The 11,291-nt window shown below is 71.8% G+C and carries 9 protein-coding genes; 2 read left to right on the top strand and 7 right to left on the bottom strand.

Annotation, left to right across the window (positions count from 1 at the left end):
• Nucleotides 1–122 precede the first annotated feature (122 nt).
• From tsaD to ACWEV3_RS43110, 5 genes are all read right to left on the bottom strand, one after another.
• Complete coding sequence (gene tsaD / locus ACWEV3_RS43130) at nt 123–1,178, bottom strand: tRNA (adenosine(37)-N6)-threonylcarbamoyltransferase complex transferase subunit TsaD (protein ID WP_358575044.1); 1,056 nt, start codon at nt 1,176–1,178, stop codon at nt 123–125.
• A complete protein-coding gene (gene rimI / locus ACWEV3_RS43125; RefSeq protein WP_452619460.1) occupies nt 1,178–1,669 on the bottom strand; it encodes a ribosomal protein S18-alanine N-acetyltransferase in 492 nt (163 codons plus the stop codon). The genes tsaD and rimI overlap by 1 nt, the downstream gene beginning before the upstream one ends.
• Nucleotides 1,666–2,322, bottom strand: a complete 657-nt coding sequence (gene tsaB / locus ACWEV3_RS43120) for a tRNA (adenosine(37)-N6)-threonylcarbamoyltransferase complex dimerization subunit type 1 TsaB (protein WP_452619459.1) — start codon at nt 2,320–2,322, stop codon at nt 1,666–1,668. Before tsaB ends, rimI begins: the two co-directional genes overlap by 4 nt.
• Nucleotides 2,323–2,493: 171 nt before the next feature.
• Nucleotides 2,494–5,109: a DUF6493 family protein gene (locus ACWEV3_RS43115; RefSeq protein WP_452619458.1), complete on the bottom strand. Its 2,616-nt coding sequence runs from the start codon at nt 5,107–5,109 to the stop codon at nt 2,494–2,496.
• Nucleotides 5,106–6,437, bottom strand: coding sequence for an SWIM zinc finger family protein (locus ACWEV3_RS43110; RefSeq protein WP_452619457.1), 1,332 nt, complete (start codon nt 6,435–6,437; stop codon nt 5,106–5,108). The genes ACWEV3_RS43115 and ACWEV3_RS43110 overlap by 4 nt, the downstream gene beginning before the upstream one ends.
• Nucleotides 6,438–6,517: 80 nt before the next feature.
• Between ACWEV3_RS43110 and ACWEV3_RS43105 the strand changes: the two genes are divergently transcribed.
• Nucleotides 6,518–6,823, top strand: a complete 306-nt coding sequence (locus ACWEV3_RS43105; protein ID WP_452619456.1) for a hypothetical protein — start codon at nt 6,518–6,520, stop codon at nt 6,821–6,823.
• 50 nt (nt 6,824–6,873) lie between these two features.
• On the opposite strand, the gene allB is transcribed toward ACWEV3_RS43105, so the two are convergent.
• Nucleotides 6,874–8,241, bottom strand: a complete 1,368-nt coding sequence (gene allB, locus ACWEV3_RS43100) for an allantoinase AllB (protein ID WP_452619455.1) — start codon at nt 8,239–8,241, stop codon at nt 6,874–6,876.
• Between the two features lie 521 nt (nt 8,242–8,762).
• On the opposite strand from allB, the gene ACWEV3_RS43095 reads away from it, so the two are divergent.
• Nucleotides 8,763–10,067, top strand: coding sequence for an MFS transporter (locus ACWEV3_RS43095; RefSeq protein ID WP_452619454.1), 1,305 nt, complete (start codon nt 8,763–8,765; stop codon nt 10,065–10,067).
• A 23-nt stretch (nt 10,068–10,090) separates the two neighbouring features.
• On the opposite strand, the gene ACWEV3_RS43090 is transcribed toward ACWEV3_RS43095, so the two are convergent.
• A partial coding sequence (locus tag ACWEV3_RS43090; RefSeq protein WP_452619453.1) for an IS110 family transposase occupies nt 10,091–11,291 on the bottom strand: 1,201 nt, incomplete at its 5' end.

Here is an 11,291-nt window from a genome sequence, read left to right as displayed (position 1 = left end):
GGGGGGGGGGGGGGGGGGGGGGGGGGGGCGCGGGGGGGCCGGGGGGTCCGGGGGTCCGCAATTTCAATGGAAATCAGAGCTCTGATTTCCATTGAAATTGCGGGAAGAACTACACCATCGGGTTACTGGACGACGATGGTGCCGACCGGGAGGCCCGGGTTCGCAGGCATGTCCAGGGGCGACGGCTTGGCGCCTGCCGCGAGGACGTGGGCGCCGAGGGCCGCGATCATCGCGCCGTTGTCGGTGCACAGGCGGGGGCGCGGCACCCGGAGCGTGATGCCCGCTTCCGCGCAGCGCTGGGCCGCCAGCTCCGACAGGCGGGAGTTCGCCGCCACGCCTCCGGAGATCACCAGCGTGTCCACGTCCAGGTCCCGCGCCGCTCGCACGGCCTTCGCCGTCAGCACGTCCGCCACGGCCTCCTGAAACGACGCGCACACGTCCGCCACCGGGATCTCCCGGCCCTCGCGCTGCTCGGTCTCCACCCAGCGCGCGACCGCCGTCTTCAGCCCGGAGAAGGAGAAGTCGTACTTGGCGTCGCGGGGCCCGGTCAGCCCGCGCGGGAACGCGATGGCCTTCGGGTTGCCCAGCTTGGCCTGCTTGTCGATGGGCGGGCCGCCCGGGTACGGCAGGTCGAGGATGCGCGCCACCTTGTCGTAGGCCTCGCCCGCGGCGTCGTCGATCGTGGAGCCGATCTCGGTGATCTGCTCCCCGATGCCCTCCACCAGCAGCAGCTGCGTGTGCCCGCCGGAGACGAGCAGCGCCAGGCAGCGCTCCGGCAGCGGCCCGTGTTCGAGGGTGTCGACGGCGACGTGCCCGCCGAGGTGGTTGACGCCGAACAGCGGCACGTCCAGCGCGGCCGCGTAGGCCTTGGCCGCCGCGACGCCGACCATCAGCGCGCCGGCCAGGCCCGGCCCGGCCGTCACCGCGATCGCGTCCACATCGGACAGTTCGAGGCCGGACTCGTCGAGCGCGCGGCGCATCGTCGGGGCCATCGCCGCCAGGTGCGCGCGGCTGGCGATCTCCGGCACCACGCCGCCGAAGCGGGCGTGCTCGTCGACGCTGGACGCCACCGCGTCGGCCAGCAGCTCGACCGTGCCGTCGGCCGCGAGCCGGACCAGGCCCACACCGGTCTCGTCGCAGGAGCTCTCGATGCCGAGCACCACTCGATCCGCAGTCATTACCCAGCCTCCGCAGTTTCCGCCGGGGGCCGCCGCATGGTGTGCGCGTCCGCCCCGGACGGCTGGTAGTAGCGCTTGCGCAGCCCGACGATCTCGAAGCCGTGGTTCTCGTACATCGCGATCGCGGCGTCGTTGTCGGTGCGCACTTCCAGGAACGTCGTCGCCTGCTTCTCGTCGGCCCTGTCCAGCAGCGCGCGCAGCAGCGCCTTGCCCACGCCGCGGCCCTGGTGCGCCGGGTCGACGCCGATGGTGTGCACCTCGGCCTCGGCGTGCGGGGCGCGGCCGACGACGGCGAGCCCGGCGTAGCCGATCAGGCGTTCGTCGAGGTAGGCACCGACGTAGTAGTGGCCCTGGTCGAGCTCCGCGGCGAAGGCGGGCCGGGACCACGGGTCGTCGCCGGGGAAGAGCACCTGCTCCAGCTCCGCGCAGCGCTTCAGGTCGCTGCGGCGCAGCTTCAGCACTCGCGGCGCGGTGGTGGCGCGGTCGGTCACTTCCCACCCCTGGTCAACACGGACTTCCGCTTGCCCGGCTCTGCGGCGTCCGGCCGCCGCAGGTAGAGCGGCACCAGCGGCGCCGGTTCGCCCTGCAGCGCGGCGCGCGCCGCCGCGACCAGCCCGACCGGCGTCGGGTAGCGCGGCTCGACGGCGTCGATGCCCAGCGCCTCGGCCATTTCCCCGGCCGCCGCGGCGAAGCCCTCGGTCGGGACATCCGCCGGGCGCTGGACGTGCGGCCCGTCGATCCGGGTCCGGGCGGCGTCGTAGGCGGCCCAGTAGACCTCCTTGCGGCGCGCGTCGGTGGCGACCAGCAGGGGGCCTTCGGCGGTGGCCTGCGCGGCGATCGCGTCGAGGCTGCAGACCGGGTGCACGGGGCGGCCGCAGGCCTGGCCGAGCGCCGCGGCGGTGGCCATGCCGACGCGGAGGCCGGTGAACGGGCCCGGTCCGGCGCCGACGACGATCGCGTCGGCGTCGCCGAGTTCGCGTCCGGCCTCGGTCAGGACGTCCAGCAGCTGCGGCATGAGGAGTTCGCCGTGCGCACGCGGGTTGACCGTGACGCGCTCGGCGAGGACGCGCGGCGGACCGTCGTCCAGGGCGACAAGCCCCGCCGTGACCGCGGGGGTCGAGGTGTCCAGCGCAATGACGAGCACGATTACTCAGCGTACGTCAGCCCTGGTCACCGGGGTTACGCGGGGAGCATCGGAGCGGCACCGGCCGAGCTCGCCGGGCGGACCGTTTCGGCTGTTCATGGGTCGTGCGTGTTTTGGAGTGCCAAGGCGGACCAAAGCACTCACGAGCATTGGCCAGGCGAAACAGTGCCATCAGGTGCTGCTCAGCGCCTGGTGCAGCCTGCGGGCCTCCTTGACGAAGCGGCTGGAGCCGCTGCGGGCCGCGACCTCCGCCAGTCCTGGCACCGAAGTGGTCGGGCGGACCTGTTCGACCAGCTCCACGCCCAGGGCGAGCAGGTCCGCGAGCGCCGTTCGCGGACGTTCCCCTTCGGCCGGCAGCAGGTCCTCGACCAGCACCGCGACCACTTCCCACGCAAATTCCACGAGACCGGCTCGCGCCGCATCGTGCACCGCCTGCACCACGCGTTTCAGCACCACCTCGTCGCGCGCCACCAGCTCCACCACCGCATGCCCGACGTCCGCGCCGCGCAGCCCTTCCCTGGCGGTCAGGGTGATCAGCGCGTCGACCACGCCCGCGCGGTCCGCCGGTTCCCGGGCTCCGAGCGCGAAGGCCAGCACCGTGGTCATCCCGTCGCCGATCGGGCCGTGGGCGTCGACCAGGCGGCCCAGCACCGTCGCGCTCCTCCGCGCCCCGTCCGCGAAAGCCGCCACTTGGTGCGCTGCGCTGAGATCCCGATGGGCGGGCACGAGATCCGGGGCGGCGTTCTGCTCGCGGAGGACCGCCGAATACCGGCCGGTCGCCGTGCTGTCGAAGGACTTGCGGATGGGGCCCGCCGAGTCCGGGAACGCGACTGTGACGCGGGTGCGGTCTTCGAAGTGCATGCCGCGCCAGTCGTACTTCTTGACCGGCACCACCTCGCGGCGGATCTCCGGGTTGCCGAGCCCGCCGCCGTCGATCCACCGCGCGACCTGCGCACCCGCGTCGCCGAGTCCTCGCACCCGGTCGGCGATCGCGGCGTCCCGGGGCAGCCGGAGCATCGCCACGACCAAGTCGTGCTCCCACGGCTCGAACCCCTGCACCGCCGCCCGCTCCAACCGTTCCGCCAGCGCTTCGGGCGCGATCAGCCCGGACGCCTCGGTCGGCGTGGACATCAAGAACGGCCGGGGCGCGTACGCGAGACCTAGCGAGATCTCGTGCAGGCGGCGCAGCGACACGGTGCCGTAGTCCACGCCGCGCGTCACGAGTTCCTCCCAGTCCGCCTCCCCCGGGATCTCCTCGCCGCTCGGGATGGGGCTGGTGACGTCGCCCCGGCACTCTCCCGTCGCGGCTTGCAGGACCGCGGTGAACTCGCCGTTCACCCACGGGGAACCGATCCAATTCCGCTGCCGGCTCCAGTCCGGCAGCCCTGGCGCGTACCACGGGCTTTGCTCCTGCAGCGGGGCGAAAGCGCGGCGCAGGGCAGCCCGGTCGGTGAACGCGAACTCGACCATCGCGGCGAGGATCCGCTCTTCCTGGGGCGGATCTCCGCCATGCGCATGCTGCGCGAAGGCCGTGACCAGTTCGTCCACCGATGTGATGGGCGGCGGCATCTCGGGGCGCGGCGCGGCAACCGGGACCGGCGCGGGTTCCGGCGTGGCCTCCGGCTCGCCGAACAGCCCGGCCGCACGCGCCCGGAGGTCCTGCGGGAGCGCCGCCGCGGCTTCGGCGAGTTCTTCGCGCACGTCCGCATCGAGCTCGCCGGTGTGTTTGAGCACCAGTTTGAGCGCGCGTTCCTGGATGTCGGCCGATTCGTGCCCGAACGCGCCGCCCAGCACCGCCAGCGCCTCGGGCCGGCCGCGCCGGATCGCCTTGTCCAGCCACGAGAGCTGGGCCCGGACGAGCTTCTTCTCCGGGCGGAAGAACATCGCCCGGCTGACGTCGAGCAGGACGTCGACTTCCAGCCGGTTCGCCTCGTCCAGGCGCTGGAGTTCCCGTTGCGCCATCCCGGCGACCGTCGAATGGCTGTCGGGCACCAGGGCCGCGTAGTCGCCGCCGCGCGGCGCGAGTTCATCGAGGTCTGGGGAAAGCTTGTCGTGCAAAGCGATCAGGGCCACGACATCCGCTTGCTTGCCGCCGCGCTGCAGGCGCGCCAGCAGCCCGTCCAGCAGCACCAGCCGATCGACCTCACCGGCGGCGGCGAGCTCCGCCAGCGCGCTCGGCCAGCTGTCCTGTGCCCACCAGTCCGCGAGCCGCCGGGCCACACCGTCCACTTCGAACAGTCGAGGAACCAGGGCCAGGAAACGGCGATCTCCGCGCATCTCGTCGACGATCGTCGTGGCATCGCGCACGATCATCTCCGGCCAGTGGTACACGAATCCGTCGCTGTCGGGCAGCACGTCCCCGGCGATGGCGACGATGAGCCGCCAGTAGTAGTTCGATATCCGTCCTCGCGGGCGGAGCCGTTGCGCGAGCTTCTCGGCGAGCTGCGGCACGTCCCGCCGGCGCAGCAGGGCCAGGACGTGGTCGAACGCCGGAGCGCCGTAGGGCCTCAGCACGCGGTGGTGGTCCGGCCGCATCGGCCGGTCGAGGCTGTTGCGGGACAACCACGGCGCGAGCGCCGACATCGGCAGCACGGCTGCGCCCGCGATCGAGAGCATGGACGAGAACTGCTGTGCCGTGTAGAAACCCTCCTGCCGCACCGAGCGTTCGAAGTCCGCCAGCGGCTTGGCGAGCGCGCGGCTGTCCGCCGGGCCGATTTCGCCGAGCGCCGCCGCGAGGGCGTCCAGGTCGCCCTGCTCGATGAGTTCCTTCAGATCTTCCCAGTTCATCCCCGTGCTCCGTTCCGCGCCACGTCCACGGCGAGCGCGTGCTTGCACTTTCCCCTGGTACCACCGAATTCCGCCCACCACCGGCAGGTGCAGCCGCCGTCCCGCACCCGGTGCGCGTGGTCTCCGACGACCACCGTCGCGGTGTCGCCGTCGATGTGCACCGCGCCCGCCTCGACGAGCGCTCTCGCGTTGTGGAGGCGGGGGTTCATCGCCTCCGCGCCCGTCGCGTCGTAGGGCAGTTCGCGGTGGAAGTAGGCCGCCTCGGCGAGGTCGTAACCGACCCGGCCCGCGGTTCCGAGCTGGATGAGGGCGTTGCGGACCCGCGATTGCGGCAGGCCGGACCGCTCCGCGAGGAGGTCGACCTCCACCCGCGGCTCGAAAGCGAGCAGCGCCCCGATCAACTCGGCGTCGGTTTCGCTGTCATCCGAGGCCAGCGCGTCGAGCACCGCCCCTTCACCGGAGAACCCGCGGTTGAGACCCGGCGACAGCGCCAGAACCAGCCGCATTCCCGGCAGATCCAGCTCCCAGGCACTCGCGACGGGATGGCTTCCGGCGCGGACCTGCGGGCCGTGCACGCGCAGCGCCCGGGCGAAGCGCAGCAACGGCACGAGCGATTCGAGCCGGTCGGGGCTCGCCACGCAGACCGCGCCGGGCGCCGGCGAGCCGGTCAGGCGCAGCGAGCGTCCGGCGGGCACGGCCCAGAGCGCGCCGCTCGAACGGGACGGCAGCGATCGGAGCAGGCGCGCGGCCTCGGCGGCGGACAGCTCGGCGCGCGGCTCGAACCCGGCGGTGATCACCTGGACCTCGGCGAACCCGCGGAGCCACCGCTGCGGCAGCGGCACCTTCTTCTCCACCACCGAGCCGTCCAGGGTGGTGGCGGTCAGGTCGTCCGGGCCGACCGACAGGTGCAGCGGATCGCGGCCGCCGACGCGCGCGAGCATGCGGCGCAGCGGCTCGTTGATGTCCACATTGGTCGTTCCGCGGTCGTGCACCTCGCCGTCCAGGCCGCCGGAGAGGACGTCCAGCCGCGCGTAGACGCCGCAGCACCGGGAGAAGGACTCGAAGCGCAACCGGTCGCCGTTGCAGGTGACGACCGGATCGCGGAAGGCCGGGCGGCCGGTGAGCTCCGGGTACCGGGATCGCGCGACCCGGGCGATCGCCTGGAGACCGCCTGCGGCGGGCGCGGGATCGGTGAGGAACCCGGTGAAGAACCGGGGATTTCCCACCGGGCCGGCCAGCGCGGTCCCGCCCGCGGTCTCCAACCCGAGCCGGCCGCCGTCGAGCACCGAGGGCCGCCGGTAGGTCAGCGAGTGCGCCGCATCGCTCATGGCGGCGAAGGGTAGCCATGATCACCGACAGGGCGCGGGAGAATGGTCCAGATCCCCGAGTCCCCTGCAGGAAGGCTGAGATGTTCGGCAAACGCGAAGCGCACCTGTTGGTGCTCAACGATCTCGACGAGGCGCGGGAAGCGGTGCGGCGCGCGGTCCACGACGCGAGCCCCGAAGAACTGCCCGGCCTGCAGCGGGCGCTGCGGATCCTGGACGAGGCCGGTGACGGCGAGCCGCAGGAGATCCGCTGGACCCGTCGGGTGCTGGCCGATGCGGGCGTCGACCCGAACACCCACGAGATCGCGGCGGTCCGGGAAGTCCGCCGGAAGCTGCCGGGCCTGTCCCTGGCCAGCGCCGCCGACCTGGTCCGCAGGCTCAAGGGCTGATGGAACGGGGCCGTGAACCCGCAGCGGATTCACGGCCCCGTTCCGGTCTGCTACGAGCCCTGGCGGGTGAGCAGATTGCCTTGCGGCGCGGTCATCTCCACGCCCGGGCCGACGATCTGCGTGCCGCGCAGCCAGGTTTCGCGCACCACGCCCGACAGCGGGCGCCCGTGGTACGGCGAGACCGGGTTGCGGTGGTGCAGCTTGCCCACGTCGACGACGAACGCGTCGTCCGGCGCGAACACGCAGAGGTCCGCGTCGTTGCCGACCGCGATGGACCCCTTGCCGCGCACCCCGGCGAGGTCGGCGGGCTTCCGGGACATCCACTGCACGACGTCGGCGAGGCTGTGGCCGCGCACCCGCGCCTGCGTCCACACCGCCGAAAGGCCCAGCTGGAGGCTGGAAACCCCGCCCCAGGCCACGCCGAAGTCACCGATGTCGAAGCGCTTGAGCTCCGGCGTGCACGGCGAGTGGTCGCTGACCACGCAGTCGATGATCCCGTCGGCCAGCCCCTGCCACAGCAGTTCCCGGTTGCGGGCCTCGCGGATCGGCGGGCAGCACTTGAACTGGGTGGCGCCGTCGGGGACCTCCTCGGCGCTGAAGCTCAGGTAGTGCGGGCAGGTCTCGACCGTGACCCTGACGCCGTCGGCGCGCGCGGAGGCGATCATCGGCAGCGCGTCCGACGACGACAGGTGCAGGATGTGCACCCGCGCGCCGATGCGCCGCGCCAGCTCGATGACCTGCGCGATCGCGACGTTCTCGGCACCGCGCGGGCGGGAGTTCAGGAAGTCGCCGTAGGTCTCGCCGTGCGCCGTGGGGGCGTGCTCGATGGCGTCGGAGTCCTCGGCGTGCACGATCATCAGCCCGTCGTAGCGGGTCAGCTCGCGCAGCGCCTCGTCGAGCTCGGTCGGGTTCAGCGGCGGGAACTCGTCGACCCCGGAGTGCAGCAGGAAGCACTTGAAGCCGAACACGCCGGCCTCGTGCAGCCCGCGCAGCTCGGCGAGGTTGCCGTGCACGGCGCCGCCCCAGAAGCCCACGTCGATGTAGGCCTTCTCGCGCGCGGTCTTGCGCTTGACCTCCAGCGCGCCGGTGTCGATCGTCGGCGGCAGGCTGTTCAGCGGCATGTCGAGGATGGTCGTGACGCCGCCGGCCGCCGCGGCGCGGGTGGCGGTGTCGAAGCCCTCCCACTCGGTGCGGCCCGGGTCGTTGACGTGCACGTGGGTGTCGACCAGCCCGGGCAGCAGGACCTCGTCGGCGGCGAGCTCGATGGTGCGGGCGGCTTCGAGCGGGGCGTCCAGCGGCTCGACGGCGGCGATGCGGCCGTCGCGGACGCCGACGCTGCCGGACGTCTCACCGTTCGGGCCGATGAGCCGTCGCGCGCGGAACACGACGTCGAACGCTCCGTTGGCTGGTTCGGGCAACGCGGTTACCTCCTCCTGGCAGTGGTTCAACAAAGTGTTGAACCATGGTGCGGCTCCGGTCAAGGGGATGGAGCGAACGGACCGCTCGCCACTTCTACCGGGACGAACGGGCCACCGACCCGGACCTGACCCGCAGTACGCCGCGCGCGGTTCCCATGGTGCGAGCACCGGGCCGGTGCGGCGCGCCGGCGGTTCGGCGGCACCGTTCACGAGAAGCACGCCGATCGGCCAGGCGAACGGTGCCCGCTGAGCGCGAGCGTTCGCCGCGCTGGACCATGGATTTCCGTATCACGAAGTATACTTATCGTTTTCTGGAAAGTTAACGGTACGCGCCGCGCGGCCGTCAAGGGGCGACGCCGGAGCATCGATTCAGCGCAATCTTCCCGGGCGGACCCGAAACGCTTTCTTCACGCCGGTCACCGATTCGTATTTTCCCAGGTATTGACATGGGTCCCAGCACGATGTTTGGTATACCGCATCCCAAATCGCCCGGCTCCTCCTCGCCCCTTTGGAGACCAGACGTGACACAGACATCGGGAACCCTCACGGACACCGGGACCAAGCCGTCCCGGGTTCGCTGGACGATCTTCCTGCTGCTCCTGGCGATCGTGACCATCAACTACGTCGACCGCGGCTCCATCTCGGTGGCGCTGCCGCTGATCAAGAAGGAGTTCGGGCTCTCCGACGAGCTCACCGGCATCCTGCTGGCCGCCTTCTTCTGGACCTACGCCCTGATGCAGCTGCCCAGCGGCTGGCTGATCGACCGCTTCGGCCCGCGCCGGATGGTCGGCAGCTCGTGCATCGCCTGGGGTGCGGCCACCGCGCTCACCGCGACCGCCCCCGGCCCGGGCGCGCTGCTCGGGATGCGGGCCCTGCTCGGCGCCACCGAAGCGCCGGTGATGCCGGCCGGCGGCAAGCTCAACGCCATCTGGATGCCGCTGCGGGAACGCGGCCGCGGCGCGGTCATCCTCGACGCCGGTGCGCCGCTGGGCGCGGGCGTCGGCGGCATCGCGATCTCCTGGCTGATCGCGACGACCGGCGGCTGGCGGCCCGCGTTCATCGTCGCGGGCGCGGTCACCGTGCTGATGGGCCTGTGGGCCTGGTGGTACCTCCGGGACCACCCGCGCAGCCACCCGGGCGTGAACGATGCCGAGGCCACCGACATCGAGACCTCGCACGCCGCCGAGGACCGCGCCGCGGGCGCCGTCAGCGGTCGGCGCCCCCTGCGCCGCTACCTGAAGTTCCGGTCGTTCTGGGCGATGTGCGCCGCGTGGCTGGGCTTCAACGGCGTGTTCTACGGCCTGCTGACCTGGGGTCCGCTGTACCTGTCGGAGTCCAAGGGCTTCGACATCAAGACGATCGGCTGGTCCACCTTCGTCATCTTCGGCGCCGGTTTCGTGGGCGAGCTGATCGGCGGCTGGCTCGCCGACACCTGGCGGGCCCGCGGCCGCAACGGCAACGTCGTGATGCGCACGCTGCTCGGCATCGCCGGCGTGGCGGTCGTGCTCGGACTGCTCGGCGTGACCCTGGTGCCCGGCCCGATCGCGGCCGTGACGCTGCTGTCCATCGTGCTGTTCTTCCTGCGCTGGGTGGGCCTCATGTGGAGCGTGCCGTCGCTGCTCGGCGGCCGGGAGAACGCCGGTGCGCTCGGCGGCGCGATGAACCTCAGCGGCAACATCGCGGGCATCCTCACGCCGATGCTGGTGGGCTTCATCGTCGGCGCCACCGGCAGCTACACCTGGGCACTGCTCTACTTCGTCGGCGCCGGGTTGATCATGACCGCCGCGGTCCTCACCCTCGACTACACCAAGCGCCTCCCCGCTTGAAAGACATCCCAGGAGCTTGAATGTCAAGCCGCAGTCGAGTTGGCGTGATGGGCCCAGGCGGTGGTTTCGTCGTAGGGGGTGCCGGTTTTGAGGCAGCCGTGGAGGATGCCGACGAGCCGGTTGGCGAGTTGGCGCAGGGCGGCGTTGTGGCTGCTGCGGCGGTTGCGTTGCCGGTCGTAGTAGGCGCGCGCACCGGGCGAGCGCAGCAGTGCGTTGAACGCTTGCGTGGTGAGGGCGTCGATGAGCCGGTCGTTGTGGACGAACCGGGCCAGGGCGACCTTCTTCTTGCCGGAGGCGCGGGTGATCGGGGAGGTGCCGGCGTAGTTCTTGCGGGCTTTGGCGCTGGCGTAGCGGTCGGGGTCGTCGCCGAACTCTGCGAGCACCCGGGCACCGAGGACCGGTCCCAGACCGGGCTGGGAGGTGATGATCTCAGCGGCCGGGTGCTGCCCAAAATGGGCCTCGACCTGCCCTTGCAGAGTCTTGACCTGGGTGTTGAGTGTGGTCAGGACCGCGATCAGCGCTTGGATGGAGGCGGCGTAGGCGGCAGCAACGACCTCGGGCTGACCGAGGTGCTCGGAGCGCAGCCCGGCCTGGATCGCCGCCGCTTTCTCCGCGACGTTGCGGCGGCGGGCCCGTTTCAGCGCGGCGCTGATCTGCGCGAGTGTCAACCGGGCGGCCTGGGCCGGTGTGGGGGCCTTGGCCAGCAGCTCCAGAGTGTCGGCGGCGTCCAGATCGTCGAAAGCGGCCAGCGCGGCGGGGAAGTAGTCCCGCAGCGCGTGCCGCAGCCGCTGGGTGTGGCGGGTCCGTTCCCAGATCAGCGTCTTGTGGGTGCGGGCCACCACCTTGACCGCCTCGACCTCGGCGGAGTCCCCGGCGACCGGCCGCAACTCGTGGGAGTGGGTGCGGACCATGTCGGCCAGCACGTGAGCGTCACCGGAGTCGCTCTTGGCTCCCGAGACACCCAGCCGGTCACGAAACCTCGCGGCTTGCAACGGGTTCACCGCCAGCACCGTGTACCCGGCGGCGACCAGCGCCGCCACCCACGGTCCCCGGTCGGTCTCGATGCCGACCAGCACCTCGACCTCGTCGGCGTCGTCACCGGCCAACTCTCCGACGATCGAGTGCAGCTGGGCCATTCCCGCAACCCCTTCGGGCAGCCGGGCTTTGGCCAGTCTGCGACCCGAGCCGTCCATCACCTCCACATCGTGATGGTCCTCGGCCCAG

It is taken from the genome of Saccharopolyspora sp. NPDC003752, from assembly GCF_053605825.1.
This window is presented reverse-complemented; position numbering and strand designations above follow the sequence as displayed.

Bases quoted from the DNA above. Each gene is read 5' to 3' on its own strand.
- tsaD (WP_358575044.1), bottom strand. From the start codon at position 1,178: ATGACTGCGGATCGAGTGGTGCTCGGCATCGAGAGCTCCTGCGACGAG.
- ACWEV3_RS43115 (WP_452619458.1), bottom strand. From the start codon at position 5,109: ATGAACTGGGAAGATCTGAAGGAACTCATCGAGCAGGGCGACCTGGAC.
- ACWEV3_RS43110 (WP_452619457.1), bottom strand. From the start codon at position 6,437: ATGAGCGATGCGGCGCACTCGCTGACCTACCGGCGGCCCTCGGTGCTC.
- ACWEV3_RS43105 (WP_452619456.1), top strand. From the start codon at position 6,518: ATGTTCGGCAAACGCGAAGCGCACCTGTTGGTGCTCAACGATCTCGAC.